Source organism: Bifidobacterium sp. LH_730 (assembly GCF_056355835.1).
Map to the genome: position 1 here is coordinate 419,801 of NZ_JBKETB010000001.1, position 19,294 is coordinate 439,094.

Annotated in this window: 14 protein-coding genes; 7 read left to right on the plus strand and 7 right to left on the minus strand. The window is 64.4% G+C overall.

The features are described 5' to 3' along the window. Positions 1-28 precede the first annotated feature (28 nt). Together AC1AUD_RS02070 and AC1AUD_RS02075 are read left to right on the plus strand one after the other, a co-directional pair. Positions 29-1,117: a polyprenyl synthetase family protein gene (locus tag AC1AUD_RS02070; RefSeq protein WP_476571582.1), complete on the plus strand. Its 1,089-nt coding sequence runs from the start codon at positions 29-31 to the stop codon at positions 1,115-1,117. A 127-nt stretch (positions 1,118-1,244) separates the two neighbouring features. Further along, positions 1,245-3,482, plus strand: coding sequence for a Stk1 family PASTA domain-containing Ser/Thr kinase (locus AC1AUD_RS02075; RefSeq protein ID WP_476571584.1), 2,238 nt, complete (start codon positions 1,245-1,247; stop codon positions 3,480-3,482). Between the two features lie 223 nt (positions 3,483-3,705). Here the strand turns inward: AC1AUD_RS02075 and AC1AUD_RS02080 are convergent, their stop codons facing one another. Then, entirely contained in the window at positions 3,706-4,416 is a 711-nt protein-coding gene (locus AC1AUD_RS02080) for a lysophospholipid acyltransferase family protein (protein ID WP_476571586.1), read from the minus strand. A 55-nt stretch (positions 4,417-4,471) separates the two neighbouring features. Between AC1AUD_RS02080 and AC1AUD_RS02085 the strand changes: the two genes are divergently transcribed. After that, positions 4,472-5,026: a hypothetical protein gene (locus tag AC1AUD_RS02085; RefSeq protein ID WP_476571587.1), complete on the plus strand. Its 555-nt coding sequence runs from the start codon at positions 4,472-4,474 to the stop codon at positions 5,024-5,026. Between the two features lie 90 nt (positions 5,027-5,116). On the opposite strand, the gene AC1AUD_RS02090 is transcribed toward AC1AUD_RS02085, so the two are convergent. The 4 genes from AC1AUD_RS02090 to AC1AUD_RS02105 form a co-directional block, all read right to left on the minus strand. Beyond that, complete coding sequence (locus AC1AUD_RS02090; RefSeq protein WP_476571589.1) at positions 5,117-5,314, minus strand: hypothetical protein; 198 nt, start codon at positions 5,312-5,314, stop codon at positions 5,117-5,119. Continuing rightward, positions 5,293-6,795 carry a glycoside hydrolase domain-containing protein gene (locus AC1AUD_RS02095; RefSeq protein WP_476571591.1) on the minus strand — a complete coding sequence of 501 codons (1,503 nt, stop codon included), beginning with the start codon at positions 6,793-6,795 and terminating at the stop codon, positions 5,293-5,295. The genes AC1AUD_RS02090 and AC1AUD_RS02095 overlap by 22 nt, the downstream gene beginning before the upstream one ends. A gap of 91 nt (positions 6,796-6,886) precedes the next feature. Beyond that, positions 6,887-7,588: an HAD family hydrolase gene (locus AC1AUD_RS02100; RefSeq protein ID WP_476571593.1), complete on the minus strand. Its 702-nt coding sequence runs from the start codon at positions 7,586-7,588 to the stop codon at positions 6,887-6,889. Further along, complete coding sequence (locus AC1AUD_RS02105; protein WP_476571595.1) at positions 7,585-8,433, minus strand: AraC family transcriptional regulator; 849 nt, start codon at positions 8,431-8,433, stop codon at positions 7,585-7,587. Before AC1AUD_RS02105 ends, AC1AUD_RS02100 begins: the two co-directional genes overlap by 4 nt. A 226-nt stretch (positions 8,434-8,659) precedes the next feature. Here AC1AUD_RS02105 and AC1AUD_RS02110 point away from each other — a divergent pair, with 226 nt between their 5' ends. Continuing rightward, a complete protein-coding gene (locus AC1AUD_RS02110) occupies positions 8,660-9,310 on the plus strand; it encodes an aldose epimerase family protein (RefSeq protein WP_476571597.1) in 651 nt (216 codons plus the stop codon). Further along, positions 9,270-9,818 (plus strand): aldose epimerase family protein, encoded by a 549-nt coding sequence (locus AC1AUD_RS02115; protein ID WP_476571599.1) that lies wholly within the window; start codon positions 9,270-9,272, stop codon positions 9,816-9,818. The genes AC1AUD_RS02110 and AC1AUD_RS02115 overlap by 41 nt, the downstream gene beginning before the upstream one ends. A 112-nt stretch (positions 9,819-9,930) precedes the next feature. Here AC1AUD_RS02115 and AC1AUD_RS02120 read toward each other — a convergent pair whose 3' ends face one another. Further along, positions 9,931-12,774, minus strand: coding sequence for a glycoside hydrolase family 2 protein (locus tag AC1AUD_RS02120; protein ID WP_476571600.1), 2,844 nt, complete (start codon positions 12,772-12,774; stop codon positions 9,931-9,933). A gap of 430 nt (positions 12,775-13,204) precedes the next feature. Here AC1AUD_RS02120 and AC1AUD_RS02125 point away from each other — a divergent pair, with 430 nt between their 5' ends. Together AC1AUD_RS02125 and AC1AUD_RS02130 are read left to right on the plus strand one after the other, a co-directional pair. Next, positions 13,205-14,824, plus strand: a complete 1,620-nt coding sequence (locus AC1AUD_RS02125; protein ID WP_476571601.1) for an ATP-binding protein — start codon at positions 13,205-13,207, stop codon at positions 14,822-14,824. Positions 14,825-14,970: 146 nt separating this feature from the next. Next, on the plus strand, positions 14,971-17,316 hold the full coding sequence (locus AC1AUD_RS02130) for a beta-galactosidase (protein ID WP_476571603.1): 2,346 nt from the start codon (positions 14,971-14,973) through the stop codon (positions 17,314-17,316). Positions 17,317-17,737: 421 nt separating this feature from the next. On the opposite strand, the gene AC1AUD_RS02135 is transcribed toward AC1AUD_RS02130, so the two are convergent. Then, positions 17,738-19,069, minus strand: a complete 1,332-nt coding sequence (locus tag AC1AUD_RS02135; RefSeq protein ID WP_476571604.1) for an ABC transporter substrate-binding protein — start codon at positions 19,067-19,069, stop codon at positions 17,738-17,740. Positions 19,070-19,294: the final 225 nt, after the last annotated feature.

Here is a 19,294-nt window from a genome sequence, read left to right on the forward strand (position 1 = left end):
CGAAAATCTTGTGGATAACTTTAGGACCATGACCGACGCAACGGACCTGGACCTGATCGAAGCACGCATCGCCACTCTGGTGGATCATCATGCGCGCGTTCCGGACGGCGGGCGGGTGGCCGATGCCTGCGCTCCGACGATGGCGGCGGTGACCAAACAGGCCATCGCCTCGAGCGAAGGCGGCAAACGACTGCGGGCGCTGCTGGCGCTGGCCGCATACGATGCCGCCGAAGGTTCCGCAAACTCGCATGAAGCGATGCTTGACCTGGCCTGCGCGATCGAGGTGTTCCAGACCGCGGCGCTGGTGCATGACGACATCATCGACGAATCCGATCTGCGCCGCGGCAAGCCCTCCGCGCACCGGGCCTTCGCAAGCGCCACCGGCAGCGCTTCGATCGGCCGGGGACTGGGAATCATGCTGGGCGACCTGCTGGCCACGGCCAGCGTGTCAATCGCCGTGGACGCGGCCAGCCGTCTCTCGGAGCCGTGCGGCGGCGCGGGCATCGTCCCGGCTTTCCTGACCATGCACCGCGAGGTGGAGCTCGGCCAGGTGCTCGACCTGGCGGTGGAGATGACGCCGCTCGACGACCCGGCCGCGCTGGCCGACGCCTCGCTCAATGTGTTCCGTTGGAAGACCGCGAGCTATACGACGATCATGCCCATCGAACTGGGGCTGCTCGCCGCCGGCGTCGAAACCGGTCAGGCGCGGCGCTCGGCCCTCGCCGTCGGCACGCCGCTGGGCATCGCATTCCAACTGGCCGACGATCTGCTCGACGTGACCGGCTCCAGCAAGACGACCGGCAAACCGGTCGGAGGCGATATCCGCGAAGGCAAGCGCACCGTGCTGCTGGCGGATGCCCTTGGCGCGGCGGACAGAGGCGGGCGCGCAGAACTGACCGACGCCTTCACGGCCCCGGAACGCGACGAGGCGCAGGTGCGCCGCGTCATGGACCTCTTCGCCTCCACCGGCGCGATCGCGGCATCGAGACGACGCATCGCGGGGCTGTGGGACGAGGCGCGGACCGCCATCGACTCCATGGCTCTGACGGATGCGGGCAAGGCGCTGCTGACCGGCGCCTGCGCGCGTTTCATCCCGGACGACGCGCGCCCGAGATGATTCCGGGCCCCGGACCGGCCAAACCCTCACAGAAACCGCGCAGCAAGGCGCACCCGTGCCACCGGCTCCGCGTGTAGACTGGGCAGGGAATCAGTGGAACCCGTGACATAAGGCCATGCAAGAGACTATGAGTGAAGCCGCGAACGCGCCCGTGGGGCAGACGATCGAGGGACGGTATCGCATCGTCCGCAGAATCGCCGAAGGCGGCATGGCCACGGTCTATCAGGCCGTCGACGAACGGCTGGACCGCACCGTGGCGATCAAGGTCATGCACACGCAGCTGGCGCGGGGCCCGCACCGCGACCAGTTCGTCGAACGGTTCCGTCGCGAGGCGAAGTCGGCGGCGGCCATCGCCAACGCGCATATCGTGCAGGTCTATGACACCGGTGAATTCAACGGCCTGGACTATCTGGTCATGGAATACGTCCACGGCGTCAACCTGCGGCACGAGATGAACACGCAGGGCACCTTCAGTGTGCGCGAGACGCTGCGCATCGTCATGGAGACGCTCGACGGACTCGCCGCCGCGCACCACGCCGGCGTCGTGCACCGCGACATCAAGCCCGAGAACATCCTCATCAACGACCGCGGGCATGTGCAGATCACCGATTTCGGGCTGGCCAAGGCGGCCTCGCAGGCGACGCTGTCCTCGACCGGCATGCTGCTCGGCACCGCCGCCTACCTCGCGCCCGAGATGATCGAGCGCAACGAGGCGACGCCCCAGGGCGACCTCTATTCGGTGGGCATCATGGCCTGGGAGATGCTGGCCGGGCAGGTGCCCTTCGTCTCCGACAACCCGGTGACGCTCGTGTTCAAGCACGTCCACGAGGATGTGCCGTCGGTGACCGGCCCCTTCCCCGGGATCGACGCCGGGGTGGCGGGCTTCATCGCGCATCTGACCGCGCGCGAGGTCGGGGCGCGCCCGGCCGACGCCTCAGCCGCATACGAGGAGCTGCGCCGGTTGAGCGGCACGCTGGATATGGAGGCGTGGAAATATCGTCTGGAGCCTTCGGGCAATGGCACGGTCGGCGCAGCCTCCGATCCCGACGCGGATGATACGACGCGCACGATGGCGGGAGCGGCCCCCGTGCCGCCGCACGAGCCAGCGGCCACGCAGACGCTTGGGCATGTGCCGGCATTCCTTGCGGAGGAAGCCGCCTCTTCCGCCGATCCCTCGGCCACGCAGACGCTGCCCGCGCCGCAGGTCGAGATGACGCGCACCATGCCGGCGGACGGTCCCGCGGCCGCCACGCAGGCCATCACGTTGGCCGGCGACGGCACGAATGCCACCAGCCTTATCGGCCTTTCCTCCCCCGATATTCCGGGCACTCCGGGTGGCTCCCCCGATAAACCGGCGAAGCGCTGGAAAAAGCCGCTGGCCATCACCTTGGCCGTCGTACTCGCGCTCGGCGCCTGCGGAGGCGGCGGAGCGTGGTGGTATTACCTCGGTCCGGGCAGCTATTGGACGCTGCCGCAGCCGACCGACATCGACTGCGCGGACGGCGAGGCATGCCCGGTCACGGACGCGGATTGGCAATCCTATAAATCCACGCTTGATGTGGCGGCCATTCCATATCAGGTCAGGCAAGCCTATAGCGATGACGTCGCCAAGGGACGCATCATCAAAACCGATCCGGCCGATGTGGGCGCGCACGTGGGCAAACGCAACGGCGAGAAGGTCGTCGTCACCGTCTCCCGGGGCGTGCGGATGGCGACGATTCCCGAGGACATCACGGATCCCAACTCGACCAACGGCAAGGATCCGATCGGTGCGCTGACGCGCGCCGGCTTCACCAACGTCAAGCGGGACGAGGCCAAGGAGGAGTATTCGCTCGACAAGCCGGAGGGCACGCTGGTGTCCATCGACCAGGAGCCGGGGGCAAGGCTCAAGCACAACGAGGCGATCACCGTGATCCTCTCCAAGGGACCGATGCCGGTGAGCATGCCGGATGTGGTGGGCAAATCACGCGACGACATGCAGGCGGCCTTCGACGAGAACAAGCTCACGGCCAACATCACCGAGCAGTTCGATGACAAGATCCCGGCCGGACAGGTCATCTCGGCCTCGCAGCAGGCCGGCGCGCAGCTCAAATGGGGCGACAGCGTGGATGTGGTCGTCTCCAAGGGCCCGGAAACCGTGACGATCCAGAACTACGTGGGGCAGAAGGCCTCGGCCGCGAAGTCGGCGCTGGAGCAGCTGGGCTTCACGGTGAGCATCGACGAGCAGGCCAAGATCACGCTGGACAGCTCCAAGGACAAGACCGTGGCCTCCCAGAACCCCTCGGGCGGCAGCGTGGTGAGGCTGCGCGACGAGAACGGCAAGCCTACCGTCGTCACGCTGAAGATGTACGCGTCGCTGCTCTAGCGTTCGGTGTCAGTGGCACAAATTTCCGAACGACACACCATCGTTCTGAAGTTTGTGCCGCTGAGTGCCCGTCAGTGGAACAAATTTCAGAACAACACGCCGTTATTCTGAGTGTCGTGACGCTATGTGACGGGTTGTGGACACCTAGAGGTTGCGTATAAGGATGGCTCCGGCGGCACGGAAGCCCACAGGGCTTCATCTTCGTCCGCCTCGCGCGCTGCGCTTATGCGTTTCCTTCGGAATCGCGGCTCGCCGCCTGCTCCTTGAGTCGGGCCTTGACCGTCTGGGCGTATTCGTCGACGACTTCCTGACCGCTCATCGCGGCGATGGCGGCGGTGATCCGGTCGGTCAGCGAGCGCAGGTCGTCATGCGTGATAGCTTTGGGATTCTTGGCCTCGACCTCGATCGGACGGCCATAGATGACCTGGGTCTTGCCTTTCTTCGGCACGACGGTGCCGACCGGCTGCAGCTTGTCGGAGCCGATGATGGCGACCGGCACAATCGGGCAGCCGGTCTCCAAGGCAAGCTTGGCCACGCCGGTGTGCCCCTTGTAGAGTCGGCCGTCGGGGCTGCGCGTGCCCTCGATATGGATGCCGAAGAGGTGTCCGTCCTCGATGATCTCGCGGGCGTGCGCCAAGGCGCCGAGCGACTTGCTGCCGCCGGAGCGGTCCACGGGGAAGACGCCCACGGAGCTGAACCACCACTTCTTGAAGCGGCCCTTCAAGCCCTTGCCCTCGAAGTATTCGGCCTTGCCCATGAAATGCACCATGCGCGGGCAGGTGATCGGAATCAGCGCGTCGTCGATGACCGCCAGATGGTTCGCGGCGATGATGGCGCCGCCTTCGCGCGGCACGTTCTCAAGTCCCTTGGCGGTGGGCCCCAGGCGCAGTCGGGCGAGCCAGCCGAATCCCTTGACGAAGAACCAGTACAGCACTGTAGCGCTTCCTTCCCCGGCGCAATTGCCCTCACGCCTGATTAGAGTGGTGCCTATGACTGACCTCAACAATAGCAACGGCAACGAACCGCAGGAGCGTCCCACGCCGGGGATGGGCGCCGGCGACGATCTCGACGCGGCGTGGGCGGCGTTCGAGGCCGGGCACAGGGACGACCTCAAGGATGTGGCCGGTTCCTCCTCGGCCCGTCGTTTCGAGCGTCATGCGGAGCGCAAGGAGAAGGAGGCGCTGCTGTCGGTCAATGACCTCACCTCGGATGCCTTCGCCGGCGGAGGCAGATCCCGCGGCCCGCGCGATTTCACCGGTTCGAGCTGGCTGGACACCGACGATGTGATGGACCGATACGGCGATGACTTCGTGCCGCCGAATCCACAGATCGGCCGCGTCAAAGGCTCCAAGCTCGTGTTCTGGATCCTTTTGGTCGCCGGCATCGCGGGCGTCATCGCCTCGGTGTTCGTGCCGATGCTCACCGGTCTGCTGGGCACGATATTCGGAGTGGCGGCGTTGCTGGGCGCGGCCGGTCTCATCGTCCAGCACAAGGGACACACCCAGACGCGCGAGGACGAGTTCGACGACGGGGCACGCGTCTGAGGCGTCTCAAGTTCATCGGCCGTCACCGGTCACCGTCCGCGGGCCGGCTGCCGCGCCATGGGCACTGTCATCGCACGGCGCGGCAGCCGGCTATGCCAATGCGGCGGCGATGGCCTCATCCACGGCGCGCCGCCGGTCCAACAGCCATGCGGCGGAATGCGGGTGATGCGCGAAGCGAATCGGCTCGTCCAAGCCCTCGTTGATCAGCGCGAGCGTGAATTCGCGTCCCCTGAGCGACTCCAACAGGCGGCAGGCCCTCAGATCGTTCATCGCCTGCGCGAGGACCATGCCACGTATCGATTCCTCGGGCATGCCCCCGCGCCCCGGGTAGACGAGGAATGCGTGCCGGCGGGGAATCCCTCCGGCCCGGCCGGCTCGACGTAGGGGTTGATCGGGCGCATCGAATACTGCGTGTTGTAGAAGTCGTATCCCCAGTGCAGGAATCCGGCGAGATCGTAGGCGTAGAGCAGGAATCCGAGCACACGATTGCGCCATGAGGGCATCGCCATGAAGCGGTTGGGCACGTCGCGCGACTGGGCGCAGCAATAATAGGTCCACAGGCCCTCGACGCCGGCCTCGACGAAGGGTTCGATCGCATCGGCCGCGGGCACCGGATGCTCACAGGCGCCGCTTTGGTAGAACTCGATGTGGCTCAGGGCGTCCATCACCCGGTAGTCCTTCAGATGCGGGGCGACGATCGCCTTGGCTTTCAGATAGGTGTCCAGGTTGTCGGCGTTCGGTTCGTCGGAAATATGGAAGACGGTGTCGCCGGCGATGCCAAGCGTCTTGAGCTCGCGGTCGAGGGCAGGCAGGAAGGCCGCGAGGAAAGCCGCATATGCTCCCCTGGGGTCGGTCGCGTCGGTGTCCCAGCCGAAGACGCGGCGTTCGACGCCGTCGACGAGCGCGACAATCTTGGGGCTGTGCGCCGCGCCCCACTGCGTGAACAGGTGGCTCATTTCGAACCAACGCACGCCGCGGCGCCGGCACATCGCCACCCACCGTTCGAACAGCGCGAAGTCGAAGGACCAGTCGTCCCCGTGCCGCTCGACGCCGACCAGCTGGGTCGTCGGACGCTCCCCGCCGACGACCGTGTCAAGGGGAGGCGTGAACAGCGGGGTGTATACCATCGTCATGCCGCGGCGCACCGCGAGGGAGATGAAATTCTCGAGAATGCGCCAATGCTCCTCGCTGAACACCGGAACGCCGTAATACTGCGCCAGACAGTCGGCGTGCAGCCATTCGGTGTGCATCAGCGTCTGCTCGGGCAAGGCGGCGGGAATGCGGCGCACCGTCACGTCGACGTGGGTTCTCTCCCCCTCCCCGAGCGGCACGAAGGCGAAGGACAGCACGCTGTCGCCGGACGCCGTATCCGCCATATCCGGCAGTTCGACGTCGATCCACAGCGAGCGCCACAGCCCGGGCACACCGCCCACCAGTCCGTCCGTGTCCTGGAGCAGGTCTGGGTAGAGCCCCGGATCATGGGATATGAAGGCGTCGTCGGAGTGCGGATATGCGGCGAACTCGACCGGCACGGCGCGCACAGCCCGCAGACGCACGCGTTCGGCGAGCGCGCCGGCCACCTCGACGCGGGCGGTCGTGTCGTCGATGCGGGGCGCGGCACCGGCTCGGCGCACGCGATAGGCGAGTTGGAAGGAGACCGTCTCACCGGTCAGTCCTTGGACGACGCCCAGCGAGTCGCAGGCGGAGGGATCGGAGTCCGGGAAGATCTTCTCGAGACTGGACACGGGGACGACCTCATAGACCGGCATGGGGATCCTTTCTTACGCCGTTGCGTGCGACATCGCCGCGCCGTTCGATGGTATCAAACGCACCCAAGGAGCGCGGGAGCGCCGCCGGGCTCTAATCGCCCAATCTCAGCTCGGTGAAGTCACGGACGCGCCGATACCGCGGATCCGACGGAGCCGGGGTGCGCGCCAACGCGGTCAGCGCCACGACCCGCGCTCCCGAGGCAAGCCCGGCGCGGATGCCGGTGCCGGAATCCTCCACGACCAGGCAGCGTTCGATGGGAGCCCCGGCCATGCGCGCGGCCTCGAGGTATCGGTCCGGCGCGGGCTTGGCGGGCAGCGGACTGTCGCCGGTGATGGCCAGCGTCGTCCCATCCACGGCGGAAAAGGCACCAGCCGGCGCGAAGGCAAGCACATGCCTCACGATGCGCATGGGCGTGCCGGTGACGAGCACCGAAGGCACGTCCGCCGCAATCAGCCGGTCCAGAAACGCAATCGCGCCATCGGCCCAAGGAATGGCGCTGCCGGTCAACTCGCGTTCGACGGACGCAACCAATCGTTCCTCGATGGCCTTCGCCGGCAGATCGACCCCGGCCTCGCGCAGCACGCGGGCGCATTCCGGCAGACTCGCGCCTTCCAACGCACGTTCGGCCTCGGCCGGCAGATTCGCGGAGGGCAGCGCTCCCCCACCAGCCGCGCATTCGCGGTAGAGTCCGCGTTCCGCGGCCAGCCAGAGTCCGTCCGTATCGACCAATGTGCCGTCCATATCGAAGAGCACCGCGGCGGGCATCGGCAGCGTGAGCATGGCGCCGCTCATCCCCGGTTCCTTTCGCGGTAGTCGAGCGGCGAAGTGCCGACCTTGCGCTTGAACGAGGCGCAGAACACCGAGGTCGAGGAGAAGCCGCACTGCTCGCAGATGCGCTTCAATGGCGCGTCGCTGTTGACCAGCAGGTATTTGGCCGCGTGGATGCGCGCGTCGACGATGTAGGCGTGCTGCGTGGTGCCGGTCTCCCGTTTGAACACGCGGATGAAATGGTATTCGCTCACGAACGCGCGGGCGGCGAGTTCCTCGACGGTCAGCGGTTCGGACAGATGCGCGGAGATGTAGGCGATGGAGTCCTCGATGGCCTGCGATTGGCGGGCGGGCGCGCCGGGCTCCTGTTCGGCGGCGAATTCGGTCAGCACATCGGTGATGTATTTGGCCATGCGCGCCTCGGATAAACCGGTTTTCTCCCGCACCAGTTCGTCGATCCGCTGCATGCGGCTGATCGCATAGTTGGGGTTGCGCAGGCTGAAGACGGGGCCGAGTTTAGCGGTGATGAGGTCGACGTAGGCGCGCGCCATCGTCCCGTCGAAATGCATCCACAGCACGTCGGTGGGCTCGTCGGTGCCATAGGAGTGCCGGTCATAGCAGTCGACGAGCGCGAAATCACCGGCCTTGGCGCGGAAGGAGCCAGCCGGAACCCTGATGTCAAGCGAGCCGGAACGCACATACATGACGAGGAAGCTGTCGAAGGTGTTGCGTTCGAGGCGATATCCCGGTTCGTAGCTGAATTCGCCGGAGCGCAGCAGATAGAGGAAGGTGCGGCGCGCGATGGCGGAGGGCATGTGGATGACGAAATCCGATTGTTCGACGTCGATATGATGTTCGGCCGGTTTCATGAGCGACCTCCGTTTCGCAAAAGGCACAGCAGGAATGACACGCATCCTGTGTACCTAAGTCTAGCGTAACTCAGCTTTGTCAAGGCTTTTCGACGGGATATGCCATATAAGACATGGCAATATTCCTATATCATCGCGCAATCCTATGCAATGCGCGGCTCCCCTGCGGCAGGACGGACGTGTTAGGCTCACGAATACCCCATGGACTGACGGAAGGCAGGCGGATATGGGCATGGACGCGAAGCGCCGCACCGGCATGCACGCGGTGACCTTGCAATCGGACGATATGACGGCGCGCATCCTCGCCCACGGCGCGAGGTTGGCGTCGCTGACGGTGCCGGACGCGGACGGACGACCCGTGGATGTGGCGCTGGGATTGGCCGACGAGGCGGCATATCGCAACGATGCCGTGTGCATGGGCGCGGTGGTCGGCCGCAATGCCGGGCGCATCGCCGGGGCGCGGTGCGTGATCGACGGCAAGGAATATCCGCTCGCCGCCAACGACGGCCCGAACAACAGCCATAGCGGGCCGCATGGTTTCGAGCATGAGGATTGGATTATCGACGAGGAGACGCTGGCCGCGGACCGCGTGACATTGCGGTTGACCAGCCCGCATCTGAGCCAAGGTTTCCCCGGCACGCTGCGGGTCGAGGCGACCTATGCGCTGGTCGGCGGGCGCACGCTGGAACTGACCATCGAGGCGCAGACCGATTGCGCGACGGTGTGGAATCCCACCTCGCATATCTATTGGAATCTCAATGGCGACGGTCGCAGCGCGCTCGGGCACACGCTGCGCGTGAACGCGGGACGTGTGTTCCCCCAGCGACGAGACGTTTTTGCCGCTCGAACCGGTGCCGGTCGATGGCACGCCGTTTGACCTGCGCGAGGGGCGGAGGCTGCGTGACGCGATGCTGGGGCGCGATGGCAACAGCAGCGGAGACGACATCTTCCGCGATATCGCGGAAAACACGGACAAGATGCACGAGGCCGCACAGGAAACAGTCGACGGCTCGGACTTCCTCAGCGCGCTGACCGACTCTCAACTCGTGATGGGCCGCGGCTACAACCATGTCTATGATTTCGCTCGCGCCTATGCGGCCAGTGCCGCCACTCCCTTCCCAATGGCCACCCTGGCCGGCGAGCGCAGCGGCATCCGCATGGAGCTCAGCTGCAATGCTCCGGCGCTGGTGCTCTATTCCGCCGGTTTCTTCGACCACATCCCCGCCCGGAACAGCATGGCCTATGGCCCCTCGGCCGGCATCGCACTGGAGCCCAGCTTCGTGCCCAACGCCATCAACGACACACACGGCGGCGCCACGCCCTCCCCGTTGCTCGGGGCCGGCGAGCGCCGCCGCATGACGATCCGCTGGCGGTTCTCAGCGTGAAAGGGCCGCGAAAGGCCCTGAATGGCGAAGTGCGCCGAATTCCATATGGGACTCGGCGCACTTCTCGGATGAAGGCTGACGTCAGTGACTCATCGAAGCCGACTCCAATCCGTCACTCGGGGATGTCGCGCGGGATGCGCAGGGCGTCGATGCTGAGGCGGCCGCGCGCCTGTGCCTCGGGACCTTCCGGATCGATGAAGAGGTCCGCCACTTGACCGGCCTCAAGCCTCTGCTCCGGCACGAAACCGCGGTCGTTGATATGTGCGGCGAGGCTGCGGGCCAGCGAGCGCACCGACGGCAGGCCGGAATCGAGGTCGATGGAGACGACGAACAGGCGCCCCTCGCCGACCTGGCATTCGAACATATTCGTGCGCCAAGCGATCGTCGCGAAGTTCGGCACCACGGTCGTCAGCGGACGGAAATCGCGCGGCAGCGACGTGATGTCCATCGAGAAGGAATGCTCGAGCGGATCCTTCCAGTTGAGGTCGGCGTATCGGCCCGTCGGGAAGCCGGCGAACGCCGGGGAACCGGCCTCGCACCACATGCCACAGGGCGACACGCTCGGGAAATGCATCGGACTCCAGAACACGGGAAAGAACTCGCCGCCGGCCGGGTCGACGCGCATGGCATTCGGATCGGCGAGGACGACGCAGGTGCGTCCCCCGTCGAGCGCGGCGCGGATATCGTCGTCGAACCAGGTGGACACGACGATATCGTCGGCGAGCAGGGAACGGAAGCCGGTCCCGCCCTCGTCCCCAGTCGCATCTTCCATGCCAAAGACCCAGACATCCCAGCTGTTGGCGGCGCTCCCCCGCCCGTCGCGGACAGTAAGCCGCAGGCGTCGGTCCGCGCATCCGTCGAGCCGCACGTCGATCGTGCCGACGACGTCGGATAGGCGCCCCTGCGCGATGGCCGGCGCATCAAATGAACCGGCGGCGACGGGCGCGGCATCCGCATCGTCCGAACCATCGCCGAGGACGGGGACAAGGCTCCAATCCCATCGTCCGGCCGGCAGGTCGCACGGCCCGAAGTTGCTGACCTTGATATCGGCATGCAGCGTTTCGCCCGCCCGATAGCGCAGCCGGTCCATGATGGCCAGCGGCGTCACCGGCCCCCAATGCAAATCGATGGGTTCGTCGCTTTTCTCCTGCCAGAACCCGTTGAGCAGGCCGACGGTGGCGGTTTTCTGCCCCGGGAAGTCCTGCAACGACAGCAACTGCACGCCGGCCAGCCCCCGGGTGCGCAGCATGGATTCGACGTCGGCGCGATACATGGCCTGCGCCAGATGCGCGGAGGCACGGGTGAATTCGGAGGCCAACGGCAGCAGTTCCTTGGCTTCGAGGTCGGCGCGCACGGCCGTGAGATTCACCGGCTCGAGGGTTCCGGTGTAATCATCGATCTCCTTCATATCCGGGAAGACGACGTATTGGCCGACCTCGTGCGAGACCAACGGCAACGGCGCGGCGGCGACGGCCGGATCGTAGGCGAGCGCGGTGCCGCCGACCATGCCGTCGAGGTCATATTGGCCGCGGATGGGTTTGCGCTCGTAGGAGACGCCGACATAGCAGTCGTCCACATCGCTCGGCGCTCGGTCGAAGTCGACGGTGTTCGAGGTGAGGGTCGTCAGCACGCGGCCGTCCTGTTCGCGCAACTCGCGCAGAATGTCCTCAAGCAGCGTGAAATCGCCGCTGAGCTCATTGCCGCAGGCCAACAGACAGAAGCTCGGATGATTGGCATGGTCGCGCACAATGCGACACAGTTCGCTTCGGATGAATCCGTAGTGTTCGGCGTGGGATCCGACCTGATCGTCGAACCACGCATCCAGCCAGACCGGGCCTTCGACCTGCAGATAGAGCCCCATGCGGTCCGCCACGGCGAAAGCGGCCTCGGGCGGGCACCAGCTGTGGAAGCGCACATGGTTGAAGCCGAGCGCCTTGAGCTTGGTGTACATGCGTTCCCAAGAGGCCTCGTCGCAGGGCGGGAACCCGGTTTCGGGGAACACGCAGCATTCGACGTTGCCGCGCAGGAACATGCCGCGCCCGTTGATGGTCAGACCGTCCGGCCCGGATGCGAGAGTGCGCATGCCGAAACGCACGGGCTCGGCATCGCCGACCGTGAGCGTGTATAGCGTGGGATGGAATTCGTTCCATGGTTCAAGACCGGGCGCAGACACCCGAATCGCATTGTGCCCGGCTTGCACGGGCGCATCGGCAAGCTCTGCCACGACGGAGCCCTGCGAGTCACGGACGACGACGGATATCGTCGAGGGCACAGCGCCGTGGGAAGCGCCGAGGTCGAATCGCACGGTCAACGCGTTCGCGGCGACATCGGGGAACACCTGCACATCGCTCACGGCGCTAGAACGGAACCGCAGCGAAGCCTCGCCGACGATGCCATTCCAGATCGACTGCGTCTCGTTGGTGTAGGAGCTGCCCCACGTGCCGAGGCGTTTGAGATCGCGGTTGTCGATGCGCACGACAAGCAGTTGGCGCGCACCGGGGCGAACGAAGTCGGTCAGGTCATGCCGATGCGCCGTGGCCAGGCTGTCGTCCTCGCCAACATAGTGGCCGTCGAGCCAAGCCATCGAGCCGAATATCACGCGTTCAAGGAACAGCTCGGCGCACGCCCCGACGGAAATATTGGCAGGCATATCGACCCAGCGCGCCAGCCACAGCGCGCCGAGGTAATCATGCCGCTGGCGCAGCGATTGCATGCATTCCTCGTTCACCGCCAACGGTTCCGGCGGCTCATAGGCCGTGCCAAGGCCATTGGCTCCAGCCGTCCCCGGCACAATGAACGGAACCATCGGAGATTCCGCCGCGCCACCGATCTCACCGGCCCCGTCATCCGCAACCCGCCATGCATCGGCACCCTGCCAGCGCTCCGCCAGCCCATGGTCCTCCGAATCCAGACGGCACATCCACCGCCCGCTCAAATCGATTGTCATATCAGTCATATCAGTGCTCCCTTGCACGATCCGTCGATACGCTCCATCGGCACGCTCCATGTCTCCTCCTTGAGATGCCGCGACCTGAACAAGGACATGATCTCTTCGTCGTCTTTGCAAAATACAGTGCATCTCTACCAGAGTAGGACAGAACCGGCCTCACAAAACATGGGAAATTGCTCTTGGATAGAGAGAAGTTGCTCGTACCATTCGCTCAACAACACCACATTCTCCATATATTCACGGCTTCCTCAGTCTTAAAACCACAGAAAATAGCCATCATTCAATACTGGCCTCATCGCTTTGGCATCAGCACCTCCCCGAACGCACTATTTGACACCCACAAGAAACACCAGGCATCCATTGCTCGCACACCCAACATATTAAACATGTTTGTTATGATTGACATGTATTTATTATGTTTTCAGGGAAGGGACACATGGACGCGATGGGATTGGCGCGGATGATGCGCGACATGAGGCTCGCTTCATCGGATTCACAGCAGGTGGAGGTCAAAGAGGCCGTGGGCGGACTGCCGAGGACCATGGTCGAGACGATCTCCGCCTTCGCCAACGGCTCGGGCGGCGTCATTGTGCTCGGAGTGTCCGAGCGCTTGGGATTTCATCCAGCCGAAGGCTTTCAGGCGCAGCCGATTGCCGACGCCCTCGCCCAGGCTTGCCGGCAGAAGCTCACGCCCGCCATCCAACCGCTGATCGAAGTGCTGATGTTCGAGGGAAGCCCCGTCGTCGTCGCCACGATCCCGGAACTCAATCCGTTGGACAAGCCTTGCTATGTGACCTCTCGCGGCGCCTACAACGGCTCCTATGTGCGAGTCGGCGATGGAGACCGCAGACTCACCGGATATGAGATCGACCGTCTGATGGAGGAACGCCGCCAGCCCCGCCACGACCAACGCATTGTGGAGGACGCGACCAAAGCCGATCTTCGGGACGATCTCATGGCGGGGATACTCGAGCGCCAACGAGCCAGCCGTCCCCGCATCTTCGCTTCGCTGGACGATGACGCCGCTTTGCAAGCGCTTGGAGTCCTGCGCGCCGACGAGTTCGGCGTTCTGCGCCCCACATTGGCGGGATTGCTGGCACTCGGGACATTCCCACAGCAATATTTTCCACGCCTCAATGTCACTTTCGCCTTCTATCCGGGGCGCACGAAGGCGGATGCGCGAGGCGTGAAATACTCGGATGCGCTCACTGCGGTCGGCCCCATCGCCGACATCCTCGCCGACATCCTCGACCGCGTGCAGCGCAATATGCGCGTGGGCGGCGTGCTGGTCGACGGATATCGACGGGACCTGCCCGAATATCCGCCCGACGCGGTGCGCGAGGCCGTGGTCAACGCCATCATGCACCGCGATTACTCCCCCATGGCCCAGGGCGCGCAGGTGCAGGTCAATATGTTCGCCGACCGACTGGAAGTGTTGAGCCCCGGCGGCCTCTACGGCGGCGTGACCGTTGACACGCTGGGCGAAAGCGGCGTCTCCGCCACACGCAATATGACGTTGTCCGCACTGCTGGAGATCACGCCGTTCCGCGACGGATACGTCGCCGAGAACCGGGGCACGGGATTCCAGCTCATGACCGCACTAACGGAACGCAATGGCAATGGCCGCCCCGAGGCGAAGGACAGCCTTTCGTCATTCGCACTCACTTTCCATAGCAATGTTCGGCGTTTGGGGACGTCACAGAACATATCACCGGCATCCGGGCGGCATCTTCCGGAATACGGCGGCGAAGGCAGCGCCCGCATCTACCGTCTGCCAAGCCAGCGCCCTTCTCCCCTCGACGAGATCGACGACCTTGCATGGCCCGGCGGAATCAGCGCCGCGGACTTGTCCCGCTATTCCCCCGCCGAGTTGGCGCTGCTGCATTTCATCGCCGAGCATGAGCCGGTCCAAGCCCCGGATGCGGCGCAAGCCTTGGGACTGCCGCGATCCACCGCGACCTACCGTCTGCGCAAACTGCTGGCGGATGGCGTCATCGAACGCACCGAACCCGCACGCAGCCCCAAGCAGGCGTATCGACTGCGGCGGACGGCGTGAAATGGACGGCATTTTTTCTACACCATTGGGCAACTGGACGATGCGTACACAAGGAAACGCATCGTATCCTATTGCTGAAAAATAATCGCACCATCAAGGCAGGCGCGGCATCGACGCGGAGCCGCGCCTGCAAGCAAGGAGCATCAATGCCGAACCACTTGGATCTCGCCGGGCTCGCCCCCAAGGACATCCATCGGTTCCCCATCGCCATCGAGGGGAACGCGGTCGATCCCGACGGCCATGACATCGATTTCACCAACTATTTCATGACCGAGGACGGGCATCCGGTCTTCGGCGTGTGCGGCGAATGCCACTATTCCCGTCTCGCGGACGACCGTTGGGACGATGAGCTCGGCAAGATGGCGGCGGCCGGCATCACGGTCGTGTCGACGTATATCTTCTGGAACCATCACGAGGAGCGCGAGGGCGAGTGGGATTTCTCCGGCAACAAGAACCTGCGCCGCTTCATCGAGCTCATCGGCAGGCATGGCATGCATGCCATCGTGCGCCTCGGCCCCTTCGACCACGGCGAGGTGCGCAACGGCGGCATCCCCGACTGGCTGCACGCCAAGCCCTTCGAGGTCCGTTCCACCGACCCGAGTTTCCTCGACCTCGCGCGCAAACTCTACGCCCGCATCGCCGAGCAGCTTGAGGGGCTCTATTTCAAGGACGGCGGGCCGATCATCGGCGCCCAGCTTGACAACGAATACATGCATTCGACCGCCCCGTGGGAGATGACCACCGGCATCAGCGACGAATGGCTGCCGGTCGGCGCGGACGGCATGGCCTATATGGAGGCGCTGCGCTCGATCGCGGCCGAGGCCGGCATCGCGGTGCCGTTCTACACCTGCACCGGCTGGGGCGGCTCTCCGCTGCCGGACGATGTGCTGCCGCTCTGGGGCGGATATGCCTACCGCCCGTGGCTCTTCTTCCAGCCTTGGCAGGGCGACAACGCCACCGAGCATCCGCTGACCGACGAGTTCATCTACCGCAATTTCCATGCGGCGGATTGCCCGCGCGGCGAGGAATTCGACCCGACCTATCCGCCGGAGGAACGCCCCTATGCCTGCTGCGAGATGGGCGGAGGCATGTTCTCCTCCTACAACTACCGCTTCATCCTGCCGCTGAAATCGGTGGACGCGATGGCGAATATCAAGATCGCCTCAGGCTGCAATGTGCTCGGATACTACATGTTCCACGGCGGCACCAATCCGTTGGGGCACGGCGTCTATCTCAACGAGGGCCAGACACCGAAGCGCTCCTATGATTTCCAGGCGGCCATCGGCGAATTCGGGCAGGTGCGCGAATCCTATCGCCGGCTTAAGTCGCTGCACCTGTTCACGCAGGCCTTCGCCGACACGCTGTGCCCGATGCGGGTGGCGGTTCCGGAAGGACAGGAGCGCATTGACCCCGCCGATCTCGACACGCTGCGCTGGTGCGTGCGCACCGATGGGACGCGCGGCTTCGTGTTCATCAACAACTTCCAGGATCACGCCACGACGCATGCCAAGCATGGCGAGTCGGTGTCGCTGACCTTGTCCGACGGTTCTGGGATCACCATCGATGGCATCGGGCTTGCCGCCGATGAGAACTGCGTGCTGCCTTTCGACCTCGACCTCGACGGCGTGACGCTGCGGCACGCGACCATGCAGCCGGTCACCGTCATCCGCATGCCAGGCGCCGACCATCGCACTTTCGTGTTCCTCCGCCCCGAGGGCATGGACGACGCACGATTCGCCTTCGCGGCCGGCACGCATGTTGACGGCGGAACGGACGTCACCGGAGCCGACGAGGGCTGCATGGTGCGCCGCGTGGATGGGTCGTTGGAATGCGAGCGATTCACCGTGCGAGCCGGAGCCGGCAAGGACGCGGCTACTGTCGATGTGGTGTGCGTCAGCCGCGCGCTGGCGGACCGCATGAGCGTGCTCAACGGAGAGGCATTGGCCTTCGCCAGCCAAGACTCGGACGCCTGGGCCATGGCGGATGGCGGGGTCAGGGTCGAGTCTCGCTCGGCCTCCATCGAAGTGACGACGATGCCCACGGGATATCTTGCGACCGACCGCCGCGACCTTGAGCCCCGTGACATCGAAGTGACGGTGCATCACGTCAACGACCTACGGCACGTCATCGAGCTGCCGTCCGCCGCGTTGGATGGAGTGAAGACCGTCGAGGCGGGCGGAGCGGGCGTGTCCGATGTGATGCTCAGGATCCGTTATTCCGGCGACATCGGCTGGCTGTATTGCGGCAACACGTTGATCAGCGACAACTTCGCCAATGGCGATGTGTGGGAGGTCGGCCTGCGCGACAGCGCCGAACTGCTGGCCGCCAACGGCAACAGGCTCACGCTGGTGATCACGCCGCTGAAGGAGGGAGCGAATGTGAACGTCGAGTCCGCGATGGCCGCACGCTCCGAGAACGTCGAACGGATCATCGGTTCGCTCGAATCCATCGAGGCGAACCCCGTCTACGTGACGGATTTCCGCAAAGCGTAGAAAAACCTGATTGAACGAAGGCCGGTCCGTTCCTCCGTGGAACGGACCGGCCTTTCCCGTAAGCCCCTTAGGATGCGGCACCCGGCCACAGCATGACGGCACGACGGCATGGACGCCAGATGCCGGCAAAGGGACGTCACGGGATGTCCGAGGGAGATTCTGTTGGCTGTTTTGGCGTTCTGTTGGCAATGTCCCGCGCGGCCACGCTTCCGTTGGCAATCCAAAACCCCGGAATTCCGCCAGTTCCAGTCCGAGTGGTTTCGCAGATTCCGCGCTCATCCACCAACAGAAGCCCAAAACAACCAACAGAATACGACGGAGCGCCAAGAACCCTCAAAAAGCGTCGGCACTTGGAGGAACCAGAACAAAAAAGGTGCAGCGCACTGGGCGCCGCACCTTGGGGAAGGAGGAAGGAGAAGAACTACTCGTTGACCTTGAAGCCCTGGTCCTTGCCGTACTGGACGATCGTCTTGACATACTCCGGGAGCTTCGACTCGATGGTGCCGCCCTCGGTGTAGGCCTTGCCGATGATGTCGCGGTACTGCGACTCGGCATGCGGCTCATAGGGCAGGAACTGCCAGCCTTCGTTCACGGTCTTGACGGACTCGGCGAACACTTCGTTGATCTTCTGTCCACCGAAATACTCGTATTCCTTGTCCAGGAACGACTGCTCGGTGCTCTTCGCGATGCTGGCCGGATACAGGCCATTCTCCATAAGCAGGTCAGCGCCCTTGCCGTTGAACAGCCATTCTGCGAAGGTGTAGGCAGCCTTGGCCTTGGCAGGGTCGGTGCCCGTCGGGATGCCCATGCCGGAGCCGCCGGCCTCGGAACTAGTCGGATTCGCCGCGTCCCAGGAGGGGATGGTCGCCACGCGCATCTTGCCGGCCACATCCGCCGAGCTGCCGGTCAGCGAGGAAGGCATGAAGGCACCGGACATGATCGAGGCGATCGTACCGTCGTTGATTCCCTTGAACCATTCCTCGGTCCAGCAGCGGGTCTTGGTGTCGACCAGATCCTCGTCGAGGAGCTTCTGCCAGAATTCGATGAACTTCGTGATCTCGGGCTTGTCGAAGTCGATGGTGATGTTCTCGCCGTCGATCTGATAAGGGTAGCCGCCCGAGGCCCACAGCAGCGAATGCATGATATCCGCCTCGACCGAATCGTTCGTGATGTAGTAGTTCGGCCCAAGGGCATGGATCTTCTTGGCCGCCTCGTAATACTCGTCCCAGGTCTTCGGCGCCTCGCTCACGCCAGCCTTGTCGAAGATCTCCTTGTTGTAGAAGAGAGCCATCGGGCCGGTGCCGAAGGGCACGCCGACGACTTTGTCTCCGCTGGTGATCGAGCCCGTCACACCCGCGGACATATCGTCCATGAGGTCCTTGATGCCGAACTGGGTGAGGTCCTCGAGCGAGCCGTCGAGCCCATACTGCGGGAAGGTGTTGTAGTTGACCTGCACAAGGTCCGGCGCACCGGAGCCTGCGGACAGGGCATTCGACAAGGCGAGCACGGTCTCCTCGCCGCCACCGACGGACTGCACGTCGACGTCGATCTCGGGATGCTCCTTCTCGAAGGCGGCGACCACATCATCGTTGATCGAGTATTCCCAGCTCCACACGAGGATCTTGGTCGGATTGCTGGCGTCGCCGGCATCGGCGGCGGCACCGTCGCCACCACTGGCCGACCCACAGGCGGCCATCGACATCGCCATCGCGCCGGTCAGCGCCAACGCCAACGTTTTCTTAGCGAACTTCATCGTTACTCCTTTTCACTACTCGCAGGTTTGCGATATAGCCCGTTCATCACCGGCTTCGTTACCGGATGCTTCAACGATATGGCTGAAAATCACCATTTTTCTTGTTATTATTGCCGTCCCATATCGCAAAATTGCGACTCTCAGAAAGAGAGAAATAGCTAGGAGCCCCTATGCATATGACATGAAAACGCCGGTTCCCGAGGCCAGAGTGGATGGCCTTGGGAA

Excerpts from the sequence above, each read along its gene's own strand:
- AC1AUD_RS02070 (WP_476571582.1), top strand. The coding sequence starts at position 29 with ATGACCGACGCAACGGACCTGGACCTGATCGAAGCACGCATCGCCACT.
- AC1AUD_RS02075 (WP_476571584.1), top strand. The coding sequence starts at position 1,245 with ATGAGTGAAGCCGCGAACGCGCCCGTGGGGCAGACGATCGAGGGACGG.
- AC1AUD_RS02085 (WP_476571587.1), top strand. The coding sequence starts at position 4,472 with ATGACTGACCTCAACAATAGCAACGGCAACGAACCGCAGGAGCGTCCC.
- AC1AUD_RS02090 (WP_476571589.1), bottom strand. The coding sequence starts at position 5,314 with ATGGTCCTCGCGCAGGCGATGAACGATCTGAGGGCCTGCCGCCTGTTG.
- AC1AUD_RS02095 (WP_476571591.1), bottom strand. The coding sequence starts at position 6,795 with ATGCCGGTCTATGAGGTCGTCCCCGTGTCCAGTCTCGAGAAGATCTTC.
- AC1AUD_RS02100 (WP_476571593.1), bottom strand. The coding sequence starts at position 7,588 with ATGAGCGGCGCCATGCTCACGCTGCCGATGCCCGCCGCGGTGCTCTTC.
- AC1AUD_RS02105 (WP_476571595.1), bottom strand. The coding sequence starts at position 8,433 with ATGAAACCGGCCGAACATCATATCGACGTCGAACAATCGGATTTCGTC.
- AC1AUD_RS02110 (WP_476571597.1), top strand. The coding sequence starts at position 8,660 with ATGGGCATGGACGCGAAGCGCCGCACCGGCATGCACGCGGTGACCTTG.
- AC1AUD_RS02120 (WP_476571600.1), bottom strand. The coding sequence starts at position 12,774 with ATGACTGATATGACAATCGATTTGAGCGGGCGGTGGATGTGCCGTCTG.
- AC1AUD_RS02125 (WP_476571601.1), top strand. The coding sequence starts at position 13,205 with ATGGACGCGATGGGATTGGCGCGGATGATGCGCGACATGAGGCTCGCT.
- AC1AUD_RS02130 (WP_476571603.1), top strand. The coding sequence starts at position 14,971 with ATGCCGAACCACTTGGATCTCGCCGGGCTCGCCCCCAAGGACATCCAT.
- AC1AUD_RS02135 (WP_476571604.1), bottom strand. The coding sequence starts at position 19,069 with ATGAAGTTCGCTAAGAAAACGTTGGCGTTGGCGCTGACCGGCGCGATG.